The following is a 15,486-nucleotide window of genomic DNA, read 5'->3' as shown; positions in this document are numbered from 1 at the left end:
TGTCCGTTTGGGCCCACAGGGGATGGATCAAGCCATTGGCACAGTGGGGCCTGGCTGCAATCCTGAGCACAATTGATGACTTCGCAGTGAGCATCGCGGGTGTCTAACCACTGACACAACTGAGCAGCCATATGCGGGTCTGAACAGATAATACGTGGGGTGGTTTTAGCAATGGACATAGTGATGGCAATTTAGAATTAAAGGTCACTTACGATATTGATCTGAGTCAAACTTTTAAATGACACCAAAGTACATCCCCGGTCATTTTTGACCTGCTAACCTAGCGCCCTGACAACGACACGGATACTCCATGCTCAGCCTCTTTCACGCGTCCGATTTGGAATCATTAGGCGAACTGGCCACGAAGCTACTGGCCACGCCGATGAGTGACCCGTTTGCACCGGCGCTGGTGGTGGTGCCCAGCCAGGGTATGGGCCGTTGGCTGACCCTGGAGCTGGCGCGCACTCAGGGCATCGCCATGCAAGTGGACGTGCAGCTGCCGGCCAAGTTTGTCTGGGACTTGTCGCGGCTGGTGCTGGGTCAGTTGCCGGAGCAATCCGCCTTCTCGCCGAGCAGCCTGAGCTGGCGTTTGTATGACTGGCTGTGTGAGCCGGAGCACCTCGAGCAGGCTCCTCGGCTGGCGCATTATCTGGACGGCGGCGACGAGCGCAGACGCCTGTCACTTGCCGTCAAAATCGCTGACGTTTTCGACCAATACCTGCTTTATCGTGATGACTGGTTGGCTGCCTGGGAGCGAGGAGAGCTACTTGATCTGGGCCCCGATGAAGTCTGGCAGGCGCTGCTCTGGCGTGAGCTGACTAAAGACGGTCACCCGCACCGCGCGCGCCTGCTCGAAGAGCTGCTGGCCCGGTTGTACGACCCACAACCGATTGCCGGATTGCCCGAGCGTGTCACCGTATTCGGCATCAGTTCGCTGCCGCCGCACCACATGCGCGTGCTCGAAGGGCTGGCGCGGCACACTGAAGTCATCCTGTTTGCGCTTAACCCATGCCGCGAAGCCTGGGGTGAAATCCGCGATATCCGCGAGCTGGCCCGCCAGCCCGATCTCAGCCCGGAAGAATGGTATCTGGATGTAGGCAACCCGCTGCTGGCCAGCCTGGGTAAACAAGGGCGCGACTTCTTCGACAGCCTGCTCAGCATTGCGTCAGCCGAAGGCGGGCAGGAAATTGGCCTGTACTCCGAGGATGCAGACCTGCGCGATGAAAGCCTGCTTAAGGCGTTGCAAAACGACATCCTGCGCCTGCACACCCGTCAGCCGGATGAGCGTTTGCAACTGCGCGCAGATGACCGCTCGTTGGAGCTGCACGTTGCTCATTCGCCGCTGCGGGAAGTGGAAATTCTCCACGATCAGTTGCTCGCCCGCTTTGCCGCTGAGCCCAATCTGACCCCGGATCAGGTGGTGGTGCTGACGCCTGATATCGAACGCTACGCGCCGTATATCGAAGCGGTGTTTGCGCCCCGCGAAGGCGTGCCGAGGATTCCCTTCAGCCTCGCTGACCGCAGCATGCGCGCCGAGATTCCGCTGATCGAAGCCTTCCTCAATCTGCTGGCACTGCCGGATAGCCGCTTCGCCGCTGAAGAAATCATCGCCTGGCTGGAGCAGCCTTCCATCGCCCGCCGTGCCGGAATTGAAAGCGAAGACCTGCCGCTGTTGCGCGACTGGTTGCGCAGCGCTGGGGTGCGCTGGGGGCGCGATGCCAAACACCGCGAACAACTGGGCTTGCCTGCGGATGCTGCGTTCACGTGGCGACAGGGCCTGGACCGCCTGCTACTGGGCTTTGCCGCGCCACCGCAACTGGCTGGCCAATTCGCGCCGCTGCTCGGTGACAGCTGGCCGCTGGATGCCATTGAAGGTGCGCGGGCGCAACTGCTCGGCCGGCTGTGTGCCTTTGTCGAGCGTCTGGCCGGCTTGGCGCAGGAGCTGCAACGGCCACGCAGCCTCAGCGACTGGGCCGAGACACTGCAACAATTGATCGATTTGCTGTTCGATGAGCGCGAAGCGGGCGACACCTTATTGCTGTTGTCCAAGGCCTGCGCGGCCTTGCAGGAACAGGCGACGGCGTCCGGCATCACTCGCCCGGTTGAGTTGGCGCTGATCCGTCAGCAGCTCACCGCCGCGTTGGAGCAGGGCAGTGCGGCGTCGGGCTTCCTCACCGGTGCCGTGACCTTCTGCACCATGATCCCGATGCGCAGCCTGCCGTTTCAGTTGGTCTGCCTGCTGGGGCTGGACGACGGTGCCTTGCCGCGCCGCACCCCGGCTGCCGGGTTTGATTTGATCAGTCGTCAGCCACGTCGAGGTGACCGTGCGCGGCGGCTGGATGACCGTTACCTGCTGCTGGAAACCCTGCTCAGTGCGCGCCATGGTTTGTACCTCAGTTATGTCGGTCGCGACCCGCGCAGCAATGCCGAGTTGCCGCCGTCGGTGCTGGTCAGCGAACTGCTGGATGTGGTTGATCTGACTGCTCAAACCGGTCAACTGAACGCAGATGGAAAACCGCTTAAAGCCAGTGAGCGGATTACTGTTTTGCACCCGCTGCAGCCTTTCTCACCGGCCAATTTCGCCGGTGACCAACATGCCGGTTTTGCCGCGCCCTGGTTCCGCGCTGCTCAGCGACTGAGTGAGCCGGTGGCCGCGCCTGCGCCGTTCGCCAGCCGACTGGCTGAGCTGGACAAAGACTGGCTGACCATCGAGCCAAGCCAACTGATTCACTGCTTCAAGCACCCGGCACGCTTCCTCTTGGAGCAGCGTCTGGGCTTGCGCCTGGCCGACAGTGAAGAGGCGTTGGCTGGAGACGAGCCGTTCAGCGTTGAGTGGACCAGCCAGCACGGCCTGCGCCAACTGGCCTTGCAGGCGGTGGAAAACGGCTGGAGCGAGCAGCAGGAGCGTGCCGTTGCCGCAGCGTCCGGTTGGCTGCCGGTGGGCGAGTTGGGTCAGGCCTATTGGGGACAGATTCGTGGCCCGATCCGCGCCTTCGCCCCGACTTTGTTTGATGAGCGCCCACAAGACGCACCGCAACCATTGTTGGTGGATATCGAATTGGCGGGCGTACGCATTCACGGCTGGCTGGATGGTGTCAGCGCCAGCGGTCTGTTCGACTACCGTCTGCGTGATCTCGGTGCCTGGGAGCTGGCACCGTTCTGGCTGCGGCACATCCTCCTTAACTGCTCAGCTACGGCGGAAATAACCCGCGACAGCCGCCTGCTCTCACCAAAAAGCGAATGGCGACTCGGCCCGCTGGCCAGCCCGCAAGAGCTGCTGCGTCCTTGGCTGGAAGCCTACAAATCGGCGTTGTGCGAGCCGCTGCCGGTGTTTGCTAAATGCAGCCACGGCTTTGCCCGCAAATTCCGTAACCCCGGTCGAAAAGAGCCCATCGACGCCGCCCGTAGCGAAGCACGGGTGATGTGGGAAGGTAATGAATTTATGAGCGGCGAAGGACAGGACCCGTGGAACGCTTTGGCCTTCCGCGACCGCAACCCGCTGGATGAACGCTTCGAAGCCTTAGCCGAACAACTTTACGGCCCTGCGCTGGATGCCCTCAGCGGCAGCGATGAGGATGAAGCATGAGCAGCCAAGCCCTGAACCTGCTGAGTGACAGCTTTACCGGCCGCTCGCTGATCGAGGCCAGTGCCGGTACCGGCAAAACCTGGACGCTGACCGCGCTGTATGCGCGTCTGTTGCTGGAGAAGCAGCTGAACGTCAGCCAGATTCTGGTGGTGACCTTTACCACGGCGGCTACCGCTGAGTTGCGTGAGCGTATCCGCAAGCGTCTGGCTGAGTTGCTGGAGGTGTACGAAAACGGCCCCGGCAGCGATGGGCTGCTGAATGAGCTGCACGCCCGTTATCCCGATCCGGCCAGCCATCGCCGTTTGCTGTTGGCGGTGCACGGTTTTGATGAGGCGGCGATTTTCACCATTCACGGCTTTTGTCAGCGTGCGTTGCAGGACGCGGCCTTTGAAGCCGGTGGCGATTTTGATAACGAGCTAACCCACGACGACCGCGAGATTATCGACGCGCTGTTAGCGGACTTGTGGCGACACGAACTGGCCAGCGCCGAGCCGGAGTGGGCGGCGTTTCTGGTGCACCAGAAGCTGACGCCGCAGGTGTTGCGCCAGCGTCTGCGCAATCATCTGGGCAAGCCGTACCTGCGTATCGAACCGCAACCCGGTGCGGCCAGTGAAATGAGCGGGCTGCGCGCTGCCTGGCAGGAAGCACAGCGGCTGTGGCAAGTCGAAAGCGCCGGTTGGCTCAACGAGCTGCGTGCCTTCGACGGCTTTAAAAGCAACATGGTTAACCCGGCCAAACTGACCGGCTGGCAGATCGAGCTGGATGGCTACTTCAGTGATGCCGCCGCGTTGTTCAGCAAGACCGACGCGCACCGCCGTTTATCCCGCGAAGGGCTGAACAAGGCCTGCAAGAAAGACTGTCAGGCGCCGGCCAATCCCCTCGCCGCAGCCTTGCAGGATTTGTGCGATGCACTGGATGAAGTCCAGCCCGAAGCCGAACAACGCCTGATCGACTTGCAAGTGCGGCTGATCAATCAGCTCAACGAACAACTTCCAGCACGCAAAGCTGCACAACGCCTGCTGGCCTTTGATGACCTGCTCAACCGCTTACAGTTGGCCCTGAGCAGTGAAGGCGGCGCGCATCTGGCCGAGACGCTGCGCACGCAATATCCGGTGGCGCTGATCGACGAATTTCAGGACACCGACCCGGTGCAGTACCGGGTGTTCAGCAGCATTTATGCACAGGGTGAGCCGGGCGACCTGTGCTTTGTTGGCGACCCGAAGCAGGCGATTTACGCCTTCCGGGGCGCGGACCTGGCGACCTATCTTAAGGCGCGCGGTGAGGCTGACCGGCAATACAGCTTGGCGACTAACCACCGTTCTATCCCGGAGCTTATCGACGCGCTGAACCAGCTGTTCGACCGACCCATGCCGTTTGCCGAGCAAGGTCTGGAGTATCAGCAGGTCGGTGCGAGTGAAAAGGCGCGTCCGCAGCTGGTGCTGCCAACTGTTGAAGGCGAAACTGATGCACCGCTGGCGTTCGTCTGGTTGGATGACGAACACCTCGGCAAAGGTGAGGCCGGTTCTCGCGTTGCCGAAGACACTGCCAAACGTATCGCCGCAGTTATTAGCGCGAGCAGTCGCGGCGAGGCGTACTTTGAACAGGACGGGCAGCGGACACCAATCAAAGGTGGCGATATTGCTGTGCTGGTGGCCAGCCACCGTCAGGCTGGCGAAGTGGCCGAACAACTGGCGCTGCGCGGCGTGCCCAGCGTGCGCCGGGGCAAAGAGAATGTGTGGAACAGCGAGGAGGCCGACGAGTTGGCCGCGGTGCTCGCCGCCTACGTCGAACCGGGCCGCGAAGGCGCACTGCGTTATGCCTTGGCCAGCCGCTTACTTGGGCGCAGTGCCGAACAACTGGCCGCCTGCAATGAAGATGCTCACGCCTGGGACGCTGAGCGCGAAGCCGCCGAACGCTATCACCAGCTCTGGCTGCAACAGGGGTTTATGCGCGCCTTCCGCGCCTGGCTGGATGAGCAGAAAGTTGCTGAACGCCTGCTGGAACGAGTGGACGGCGAGCGTCGCCTGACCAACCTGCTGCATCTGGCCGAACTGCTGCAAACCGAAAGCCTGCAACGCCCCGGTCAGGAACAACTGCTGGCCTGGTTCAACGCCCAGCGTAGTGCCGAAAGCCATGGCGAAGATGCCTTGCTGCGCCTTGAGAGCGATGCCGAGCGGGTGCAGATCGTCACCATCCACACCTCCAAAGGTCTGGAGTACCCGCTGGTGTTCTGCCCGTATCTGTGGGACGGCGCGTTGTTGCGTCAGCACGAAGACATCACCTGTCACGATGATGACGGCACACCGCTGCTGGACCTCGGCAGCGAGCAGTTTGATGACAACCGCGAGCGCGCCAAGCACGAACGCTTCGCCGAAAAACTGCGCCTTACCTATGTAGCGCTGACTCGAGCCCGCGATCGGTTGTGGCTGCACTGGGGGCCGGTGGACTGCAAGCCGAAGAAAGACGGCACCCTCAGCGAAAGTGGCTTGCACAGCAGTGCGTTGGGCTGGCTGCTGCATGGTCGTGACTTGCCCGGTGATGACGCGTTGGCCGAGCTGGCGGGGCATCTGCAGACGCTCACGCCGCAAGGCTTGCGCGCTGAGCTGGAACAATTAGTCGCCGCCAGCAACGGGCGTATGAGCGTACAAGCACCGCGCCGTGATGAAGCCAGCGCTGCCGGTGAATTGCGCGCCGTTGCGCCGCAACAGTTGTCGACCCTAAACCGCACCTTGCACAGCGCCTGGCGCGTCGGCAGCTTCTCCGGTCTCGCGGCGGGCCAGCATATGGAAGCGCCGGACCGCGATACGCTGGCCATCCCCGATGCCAGCGAGCCCGGTATTGGCTTCTTCGCGTTCCCCCGTGGTGCCCGCGCCGGTACTTGCCTGCACGCGATGCTGGAAGACTGGGCACGGAATAAAGCGCCGCTGGAAGAATTAATCGAACCGAATCTTACTGGTCACGGCATCAGCAACGACTGGAACGAGGTGGTGCTCAATCAGTTACAGCAGGTGCTGGACGCGCAGTTGGATGACAGCGGCCTGACCCTGAATACGCTGAATCCGGTGCGGCGCTTGCCCGAGTTGGGCTTTACCTTCCCGCTGGCCGGGCTGGATGTGCGCCGCCTGCGCGAGATTCTCAGCGATGAAGCCTACGGCTTGCCCGCGCCGATGCGCGAAGCGGCGAGTCGTTTGGAGTTCGATCACCTCAAGGGCTTCCTCAAAGGTTTTATCGACCTCACATTCGAGCATGACGGGCGCTGGTACATCGCCGACTACAAGTCCAACTGGCTCGGCCCGGATGTCAGCTATTACAGCGGCGAACGCCTGCTGCAAGCGCTGGCCAGCGAACACTATTACCTGCAATACCTGATCTATCTGGTGGCGCTGCGGCGCTTCCTGATGCAGCGTTTGGATGACTTCGACGGAAGCCAGTTAGGTGGTGCCTATTACCTGTTCCTGCGTGGCATGCCGGAGGCTGGCGTGTACTTTGCCCGGCCTGCGGATGAGTTGCTGGATGCCCTGGATACATTGTTTGCGGAGGGCGTCTGATGCTGCTCACTGAACTGCCTTTCGGCCCGCTGGAGCGGGCGCTGGTTAACAGCTTGCAGCGCCTTGATCCCGAAGCGTCGCCACTGGTGCTGGCATCCGCTGCGTTGCTGTCGAGCGCGCTGGAAAAGGGCGATGTGTGCCTGCCGCTGGCGCATTGGGCCGGGCAGCGTCCATGGCCTGAGCACCCCTTTGCCTTGCCCTCTCAAAGTGAGTGGCAGCAACAGTTGCAGGCCTCGTCGTTGGTGGGCGTTGCGGGCGCTTTTACCCCGCTGATTCTTGATCAGGGCCGTCTCTATCTCGCGAGATATCACAATTACGAACAGCAACTCGCTGAGCAGCTGTTGCAGCGTTCGGCTGATCTGCCGGAGGTTGACGAAGCCATTCTCAGCGCCAGCCTTGAGCGTCTGTTTGCTTTCAACAAACAGCAGCCGGACTGGCAGCGACTGGCCGCTGCGCAAGCGGTTCGGCGCAATCTGGCGGTGATCTCCGGCGGCCCCGGAACCGGCAAAACCACCACGGTGGTGCGCCTGCTGGCGGCACTGCTGGAGCAGCCCGGTGGCGAGCGTTTGGCTATCGGCCTGGCCGCGCCCACCGGCAAAGCCGCAGCGCGGATGGCCGAAGCAATCCGTAATGCCAAGGCCGGCCTTCCGGTCACCGATGCAATCAAGGCCGCTTTGCCGGATGAGGCGAAAACCCTGCACCGTTTACTCGGCAGCCGAGGCGACAGCCCAGCGGTACGCCACGATCAGCACAACCCGCTGGCGCTGGACGTGCTGGTGGTGGACGAGGCCTCCATGGTCGATCTGGCGTTGATGGCCAAACTGCTGCTGGCGCTGCCGCCGAAAGCTCGGCTGATTCTGCTTGGCGATAAAGATCAGCTCTGTGCGGTGGAGGCCGGTGCGGTGTTTGCTGAACTGTGCGAAGGGCGCGGTTTTGATCAGCAGGCTGCGGCTGATCTGCAGCGCATCACTGGCCAGCAGGTGCCGGTCAGCCAGCCGCAATCCAAACTTGGTGATGCCGTGGTACTGCTGACCCACAGCCACCGTTTTGCTGGTGACAGCGGCATCGGCGAGCTGGCCCGGCGCATTAACGGCGGCGATGTACGTGGCACTTTGAGCCTGCTCAAAGAGAATCGCCCCGATCTCAGTTGGAATGCCGAGCCGAGCAGTAGCGAGCTGTTGGAGCGTTTGGATCAAGGCTACGGGCCGTATCTGGCAGCCGCCCGCAGCGGCGATCCGGCAGCAGCATTTGAAGCCTTCAACAGCTTCCGCGTGCTCACAGCTCAGCGCGAAGGCGCGTGGGGCGTGGCGGGCATCAACGAGGCGCTGGAGGCGCGGATCAAACGCCGCAGCTCCATCGCCAGCCGCGAGCGCTGGTATGTCGGGCGGGCGGTGATGGTGCGGCAGAACGATTACGCGTTGGGGCTGTTTAACGGTGATATCGGCATCTGCCTGAACACCGAGTACGGCCTGCGCGTGTTCTTTGAGGGCGAAGAGGGCTTCCGTCCGTTTGCCCCGGCGCGCTTGCCCAGCCATGACAGTGCCTTCGCCATGACCGTGCACAAAAGCCAGGGTTCGGAGTTCCGTGAGGTCTTGCTGGTGCTGCCTGAGCTGCCCAGTCCTTTGCTGTCACGCAGCCTGTTTTACACCGGGATCACCCGCGCCAAGCAGCGTGTGGAAATCTGGGGCTTGCCTGCGCGGCTGAGTGAGGCGGTGGCAACTAAGGCTGAACGGGCTGCTGGTTTGGCGCAGCGTTTGTCGGGAAGATCGCCGCAAGTGCCGGTTTTGACGACGAGCGAGGTGCAGCTAGGGCTTTTCGACTAGCTCAAGTCCACCTACACTGCCCGGCCGCTGTTGTGACCGGTTGTTGGTTATGCGTTTTTCCAGAGCTCTGTGTGTCCTTTTCTGTTTTCTCCTCTGCACTGTTGTTCAGGCCAGAGAGGTACGGTTGGTCACGGGTGATGGCTACGTTCCCTATACCAGCCAGAACCTGCCAGATGGCGGCATGCTCAGTCTTGTGGTGCGCAAGGCGTTCGAGCAGCGCGGGCTGCGAACTACCTTGCAGTGGCGACCTTGGAACAGAGGCTATTTGCTGACCCAGCGCGGTCAGTACGACGCTACGTTCCCCTATATCGTTAGCCCGGATCGGCAGGTGCAGTTCCTTTATTCCGACCCGCTTTATGTCGGTGAGCAGTTCATCTTCAGTCGGGCTGGTGAACAGATCGACAGCACCTCGGAGCAGTCATTAAGCGGCAGACGCTTCTGTTATCCGCTGGGCTGGCAAGCGCCTCCGCAGGTGGAAAAACTGGTGGAAAAGGGCAAGTTGACGCGTCACTCGCCACAAGGCATGAGTGAGTGTGCGCAGCTGCTGCTACTGGGCCGTGATGATTTCTTTCTCGCTGAACGGCGGATGGGTGCGATGGTTCTGGAAGGCCTTGGGGCGGATGCTGACCATTTCACTCACTCCCGTGAGCCGATCAACCGCAACACCCTGCATCTGGTTATCCCGCGAACGCTACCTGACGCACAGTGGCTGATGGACGAGTTCAACCTGGGGCTGGCAGCACTGCACGCTTCCGGTGAGTACCAGCGTCTGGTGGAAGACTATTTCCGGCAGATCAACGAGCTGGAACCGTCCTTACCTTAAACGCACCTGCTGCGCGCTATAGGCTGCGGATAAGGCTTCGGGCAGCTCAATCCGGCCTGCAACGGCCAGCTCCCGGGCGCGCCAATGCAGAAAGCTGTCAGTCGGGAAGAAACCATCAGTCTGCGCCAATACATCGGCCATGACCCGGCTTAGCGGGCGCCATTCTTCACGGCAGCACTGCAGCAGTGGCTCATCCACCAAGGCGTAAGTGTGTTGGCTGAATTCCCCGGCCAGCCAGCAGCGGATATCGGCGTTGCCCTGTACGACCTGCTGCCACTGATCGGCTAGGCGCGTACGTTGCGCGGTGGTTAGTAGTGCGCGCTGCTGATAAAACGCCTGCAGTTCATCAGTCGAACGAAGGGATACAGCTTTGCGCGGCGGACGCTGAGGGTTGGCGCTGGCGACTTCCCACAGTTCTACGTTGCTGCCTTGCAGAGCGTGGGCAACGCGCGTCAGTAGCAGTTGCTCGCTGCAACTGTCGCCGGTCCAGACTGTTACTGCCTGAGTGTTTTGGCTGAGCTCGGCCAGCCATTTGGCGTCAGCGGCCAGACCGTTAGCGAAGTCGGGCACAGGCTGCATGGACTCGTGCCAGAGGTTCAACCAGAAGTGGATGCGAGTGGTGCAGGGAGGCTGGTCGATACCGGCCAGCGGGCCGATGGCCAGATCGTCACGCAGAACGCGTAAGCCTGCGCTTTCGGCAGGGCTGAGTACTCGCATCACGCTGGCAGCTGCCAGATCACCGCATACCAGATGCCACATACGCGCTCCTTGCTGGTTGATCTGACTGAGCTGATTCGCGGCTGAAGTCGCTCCTACACATCCTTCACGGTTGTGGGAGCGGCTTTAGCCGCGAATAGATTTGAACGGCTTATTTCTTCAACTTGGGATTGGGGAAGAACTGCACGGCCTGCACGGTTGGATCTGCGGCCTTAGGTTTCAGCGCGCTGACATTCACCCGTGTGGTCAGTTCGCTTGGTACCGAGTTGCCACGTTCATCCAGCGTATCGGCATAACCGCAGGCTACGCACTCGCGGTGCGGCACGCCGTCCACCGACCACATCTGGATCTTGTCCATTTCGCTGCACGCCGGGCACACCGCCCCGGCGATAAAGCGTTTGCTGGTCACTTCGCTCATGCTGCCTCCGCGCTCAGACCGAGGTGGCGCAGCAGGGCGTCGATGCGCGGCTCGCGCCCACGGAAGTCAACGAACAACACCATCGGCTCCTGCGAACCACCACGGGCCAGAATCGCCTCGCGGAATGCGCGGCCGGTGTCGCTGTTGAGCACGCCGTCTTCTTCGAATTTGGAGAAGGCATCAGCCGACAGCACTTCAGCCCACTTGTAGCTGTAGTAACCGGCGGCGTAACCACCGGCGAAGATATGCGCAAAGCTGTTCGGGAAGCGGTTGTAAGCCGGAGGCTGCATCACGCTGACTTCTTTGCGAATGCCCGCCAGCACGTCGAGCACGCTGCGGCCATCGCCATGGGTGGCGTGCAGTTCGAAGTCGAACAGGCTGAATTCGATCTGACGCACCATCATCAGGCCGGAGTGGAAGTTTTTCGCTGCCAGCATCTTGTCCAGCAGGTCTTTCGGCAGCGGCTCGCCGCTTTCGTAATGACCGCTGATCAGGGCCAGACCGTCCGGCTCCCAGCACCAGTTCTCCATAAACTGGCTCGGCAGCTCCACCGCATCCCAGGCCACGCCGTTGATGCCCGAGGCACCGGCATGCTCAACGCGGGTCAGTAGGTGATGCAGGCCGTGGCCGAATTCGTGGAACAGGGTGGTGACTTCATCGTGGGTCAGCAGCGCAGGCTTATCGCCCACCGCTGGGGTGAAGTTGCAGACGAGGTTAGCCACCGGGCTGATCAACTTGCCGTTGATATCGCGACGCTTGTCGCGGGCGCCGTCCATCCACGCACCGCCACGCTTGTTGGCGCGGGCATACAGATCAAAGAAGAAGCGCCCAACGTGTTGGCCGTTTTCGCTGATCTCGAACAGGCGCACATCTGGGTGCCAGGCGTCGAAGTCGCTCAGCTCCTTGATCTGGATGCCATAGAGCTTCTCGACGATGGCGAACAGGCCGCTCAGCACTTTGTCGATCGGGAAGTACGGGCGCAGAATTTCCTGGGAGATGCTGTAACGCTGCTCCTGCAGCTTCTCGCTGTAGTAGGTGGCGTCCCAGCTTTGCAGGTCAGCGCAGCCTTGGCTCGCGGCAAAGGCTTTCAGCTCTTCGAGGTCTTTCTCTGCAAATGGCTTGCTGCGCACAGCCAGATCGCGCAGGAAGTTCAGCACCTGATCGGTGTTGTCAGCCATCTTGCTGGCCAGGCTCAGCTCGGCGTAGTTGGCAAAGCCCAGCAGCTCGGCCAGTTCCTGACGCAGTGTAAGAATTTCATCCATCACCGGACCGTTGTCGTTCTGCCCGGCGTTCGGGCCCTGGTCGGAGGCGCGTGTGCTGTAAGCGCGGTACACCTCTTCACGCAGGGCGCGGTCGTTGGCGTAGGTCATCACCGCGATATAGCTGGGGAATTCCAAGCTGATCAGCCAGCCATCCAGCCCTTTGGCTTCGGCAGCTTGCTTCATTTGCGCCTTGGCCGAGTCGGTCAGGCCATCCAGCGCGGCTTCGTCGGTGACGTGCTTGGTCCAGGCTTGAGTCGCATCCAGCAGTTGGTTGGAGAACTTGCTGGACAGCTCGGAGAGCCTCATCTGGATTTCGCCGTAGCGCTTTTGCTTGTCCGCAGGCAGATCAATACCGGACAGGCGGAAGTCGCGCAGGGCGTGTTCGAGGATGGTCTTCTGCGCTACATCAAAACCGGCAGCAGCCGGGCTGTTGGCCAGCGCCTGATAGGCTTGGAAAAGTGGCTGATTCTGGCCAATTTCAGTCCAGTATTCGGACAGCTTGGGCAGGCAGGCTTCGTATGCAGCGCGCAGTTCGGCGTTGTTGCACACGGCATTCAGATGGCTGATAGGGCTCCAGGCCTGACCCAGACGTGCACCCAGTTCATCCAGCGCCAATACAAGGCCGTCCCAGCTCGGGTTGGCAGCTTGTTCTTCCAGCAGCTTAGCCATGGCCGCACGGTTGTCGGCGAGGATGGCATCAATGGCCGGCTCGACATGTTCCGGACGAATGGCTGAGTAAGGCGGCAGATCAAAGGCTTGCAGAAGCGGATTGGTAGCAGTCACGACAAGGCACCTGTAATAAAAATGAGCGGCCCGGCATTGTGTGAACGCAGTGGCGGGGCCTGGCGGAACAAGGGCGGTGTGTTTACCGCGACGTTGTTCTCAACATGGGGTGTATCTTAATTACAATCAAGGTTTGGCGCAGCTTAAGAGGTTTCTATCGTGTCGATTCGTAAGTACCAGCAACACACACCGAGGCTCGGCGAGCGGGTCTTTGTCGATGCCACTGCCGTGGTGCTGGGCGATGTGGAAATCGGGGACGACAGCTCGGTCTGGCCGTTGACTGTGATTCGCGGCGACATGCACCGCATCCGCATTGGCGCGCGCAGCAGCATTCAGGATGGCAGCGTGCTGCACATCACCCACGCCGGGCCGTTTAACCCGGACGGCTATCCGCTGCTAATCGGCGATGACGTCACCGTCGGCCACAAAGTCGTCCTGCATGGCTGCACCTTGGGCAACCGCATTCTGGTTGGGATGGGCAGCATCGTCATGGACGGCGCGGTGGTTGAGGATGAAGTCATCATTGGTGCCGGCAGCCTGGTACCGCCGGGCAAGCGTCTTGAGAGCGGCTTTCTGTATGTCGGTAGCCCGGTCAAACAGGCCCGTCCACTGACGGAGAAAGAGCGCAGCTTTTTCACCTACAGCGCGGGTAATTATGTGCGTTTGAAAGATCAGCATCTGCAGGAAGGTTACGCCGGATAGGCGGTGAGTGAACTCGTACGGATGGCGCGAAATGTTGACTCGCCCGTCAGGTAACCATTGCATCTGCGCGCGATAGGTCTATCCTGCGCGCTTTTTTTCGCAATCGCGCTGCAAACTGCCACTACAGGAGCCCCCATGAAACGCTTGATCTCTCCGCTGCTGATGTCCACTAGCCTGGTTGTCGGCGGAGAAGCCGTTGCCTCTGAACTGCTGCAATGGCAGAACAACAGCCTGACCTATCTGTACGGTCACGATTACAAAATCGATCCGGGTATTCAGCAAACTGTCACTTTTGAGCATGCCAGCGGCTGGTCATTTGGTGATCTGTTTGTGTTCCTCGATGTCATCAAATACAACACCGATGCCACCAACGGCGCAGGCGATGGCCACACCTTCTACGGTGAAATCAGCCCGCGTTTCTCGTTTGGCAAGCTCACAGGCAGTGATCTCAGCTTTGGCCCGATCAAAGACGTACTCATTTCCACCACCTACGAGTTTGGTGAAGACGATGTAGATGCCTACCTGATCGGCCCGGCTATCGATCTGGAGCTTCCCGGTTTCGATTACTTCCAGCTCAACACCTACCTGCGTACTGCTGATGGTGACCGCGCCGGTTCCAACACTTGGCAGATCACCCCGGTGTGGAGCTACACCATTCCGTTTGGCAACTCCGACATCCTGATCGACGGCTTTATGGACTGGGTGGTGGACAACGACGAAAACAGCCGCGGCGAATATCAGGCCAACCTGCACTTCAACCCGCAGATCAAATACGACCTGGGTAAAGCCTTGAGCTGGGGCGAGAAGCAACTGTACGTCGGCCTTGAGTACGACTACTGGAAGAACAAATACGGCATCAAAGATGGCGGCTTTGTCAGCGACAACTTTGTCGGGTCAACTGACCAAAACACCGTAAGTTTTCTGTTGAAGGCGCATTACTGAAACTGACCTAAGAGCAACTAACCCTGCACTCAGGGCGGCGCTGGTTGTTTCAACAGCGGTTTGGGTCTATGCGATGTTCGTGAGCTGCCTACGCGGCAGTGAAGATGGCTGGCACGCTCACCGTTCAGCGCGGGCATTTCTGAGCTGCCTACGCGGCAGTGAAGACGAACCACCTGCGGCCTGAATGACTTGTGCGTTTCTGAGCTGCCTACGCGGCAGTGAAGGCTGTGCAATGTTCCACGGCGCGACGAGCGACTTTCTGAGCTGCCTACGCGGCAGTGAAGTACCAAAAATGATTGACGCGCAATTGTGATTTTTTCTGAGCTGCCTACGCGGCAGTGAAGGGTTATTTCAAGCTCTGGCTTTGCTGCGCTGTTTTCTGAGCTGCCTACGCGGCAGTGAAGAAGGCTCGGGTATGGATCAAGGACAGAGTGCATTTCTGAGCTGCCTACGCGGCAGTGAAGGCGGTCGCTGTAGGTGTGGCGCAGGTCTTTGATTTCTGAGCTGCCTACGCGGCAGTGAAGGTAGCGCTCGGTGATATCGGCGCGCTTGATAATTTCTGAGCTGCCTACGCGGCAGTGAAGCAGTTCACCCGTGCAGACGGCCTAGTCATGAATTTCTGAGCTGCCTACGCGGCAGTGAAGGAACCAAGCAATCTGGCGCGGCAGCGCGCATATTTCTGAGCTGCCTACGCGGCAGTGAAGTCCGTCAGCGTAACGAGGAGTTCAGCTGGGTATTTCTGAGCTGCCTACGCGGCAGTGAAGTGACCCACACGACACCGAGGTCGCACGGATCAGTTTCTGAGCTGCCTACGCGGCAGTGAAGTGGCTCAACTGAAGACCATCACCAAGACCAATTTTCTGAGCTGCCTACGCGGCAGTG

The 15,486-nt window shown here is 60.5% G+C and carries 9 protein-coding genes and 1 CRISPR repeat array (1 of these 10 only partly in view); of the genes, 6 read left to right on the top strand and 3 right to left on the bottom strand.

Annotated elements, in window-relative coordinates:
• Positions 1–310: 310 nt before the first annotated feature.
• From recC to AO726_RS16385, 4 genes are all read left to right on the top strand, one after another.
• Positions 311–3,586, top strand: coding sequence for an exodeoxyribonuclease V subunit gamma (gene recC, locus AO726_RS16400; RefSeq protein WP_058069169.1), 3,276 nt, complete (start codon positions 311–313; stop codon positions 3,584–3,586).
• Positions 3,583–7,134, top strand: coding sequence for an exodeoxyribonuclease V subunit beta (gene recB / locus AO726_RS16395; protein ID WP_058069168.1), 3,552 nt, complete (start codon positions 3,583–3,585; stop codon positions 7,132–7,134). The genes recC and recB overlap by 4 nt, the downstream gene beginning before the upstream one ends.
• On the top strand, positions 7,134–8,957 hold the full coding sequence (gene recD / locus AO726_RS16390) for an exodeoxyribonuclease V subunit alpha (RefSeq protein WP_058069167.1): 1,824 nt from the start codon (positions 7,134–7,136) through the stop codon (positions 8,955–8,957). The genes recB and recD overlap by 1 nt, the downstream gene beginning before the upstream one ends.
• Positions 8,958–9,081: 124 nt before the next feature.
• Complete coding sequence (locus AO726_RS16385) at positions 9,082–9,780, top strand: substrate-binding periplasmic protein (RefSeq protein ID WP_241492132.1); 699 nt, start codon at positions 9,082–9,084, stop codon at positions 9,778–9,780.
• Here AO726_RS16385 and AO726_RS16380 read toward each other — a convergent pair.
• From AO726_RS16380 to prlC, 3 genes are all read right to left on the bottom strand, one after another.
• Entirely contained in the window at positions 9,772–10,539 is a 768-nt protein-coding gene (locus tag AO726_RS16380; RefSeq protein ID WP_058069166.1) for a DUF1835 domain-containing protein, read from the bottom strand. The two genes, AO726_RS16385 and AO726_RS16380, sit on opposite strands and share 9 nt — an antisense overlap.
• Positions 10,540–10,648: 109 nt before the next feature.
• Positions 10,649–10,915 (bottom strand): YheV family putative zinc ribbon protein, encoded by a 267-nt coding sequence (locus tag AO726_RS16375; RefSeq protein WP_058069165.1) that lies wholly within the window; start codon positions 10,913–10,915, stop codon positions 10,649–10,651.
• Positions 10,912–12,960, bottom strand: coding sequence for an oligopeptidase A (prlC, locus tag AO726_RS16370; protein ID WP_058069164.1), 2,049 nt, complete (start codon positions 12,958–12,960; stop codon positions 10,912–10,914). Before prlC ends, AO726_RS16375 begins: the two co-directional genes overlap by 4 nt.
• A 159-nt stretch (positions 12,961–13,119) precedes the next feature.
• Here prlC and AO726_RS16365 point away from each other — a divergent pair, with 159 nt between their 5' ends.
• Together AO726_RS16365 and AO726_RS16360 are read left to right on the top strand one after the other, a co-directional pair.
• Positions 13,120–13,662: a gamma carbonic anhydrase family protein gene (locus AO726_RS16365; protein WP_058069163.1), complete on the top strand. Its 543-nt coding sequence runs from the start codon at positions 13,120–13,122 to the stop codon at positions 13,660–13,662.
• A gap of 135 nt (positions 13,663–13,797) precedes the next feature.
• Entirely contained in the window at positions 13,798–14,604 is an 807-nt protein-coding gene (locus AO726_RS16360) for an outer membrane protein OmpK (protein WP_058069162.1), read from the top strand.
• A gap of 76 nt (positions 14,605–14,680) precedes the next feature.
• Positions 14,681–15,486: a CRISPR direct-repeat array (repeat unit 28 nt; unit sequence TTTCTGAGCTGCCTACGCGGCAGTGAAG); it runs 1,385 nt beyond the window's last position.

The organism is Pseudomonas sp. TTU2014-080ASC (assembly GCF_001446935.1).
In the GTDB taxonomy this organism is placed as follows: Bacteria; Pseudomonadota; Gammaproteobacteria; order Pseudomonadales; family Pseudomonadaceae; genus Aquipseudomonas.
Note: the sequence above shows the minus strand (reverse complement) of the source record. Positions and strands in the feature narration are given on the sequence as shown.

Bases quoted from the DNA above. Each gene is read 5' to 3' on its own strand.
- AO726_RS16375 (WP_058069165.1), bottom strand. From the start codon at position 10,915: ATGAGCGAAGTGACCAGCAAACGCTTTATCGCCGGGGCGGTGTGCCCG.
- AO726_RS16380 (WP_058069166.1), bottom strand. From the start codon at position 10,539: ATGTGGCATCTGGTATGCGGTGATCTGGCAGCTGCCAGCGTGATGCGA.
- recD (WP_058069167.1), top strand. From the start codon at position 7,134: ATGCTGCTCACTGAACTGCCTTTCGGCCCGCTGGAGCGGGCGCTGGTT.
- AO726_RS16360 (WP_058069162.1), top strand. From the start codon at position 13,798: ATGAAACGCTTGATCTCTCCGCTGCTGATGTCCACTAGCCTGGTTGTC.
- recC (WP_058069169.1), top strand. From the start codon at position 311: ATGCTCAGCCTCTTTCACGCGTCCGATTTGGAATCATTAGGCGAACTG.
- recB (WP_058069168.1), top strand. From the start codon at position 3,583: ATGAGCAGCCAAGCCCTGAACCTGCTGAGTGACAGCTTTACCGGCCGC.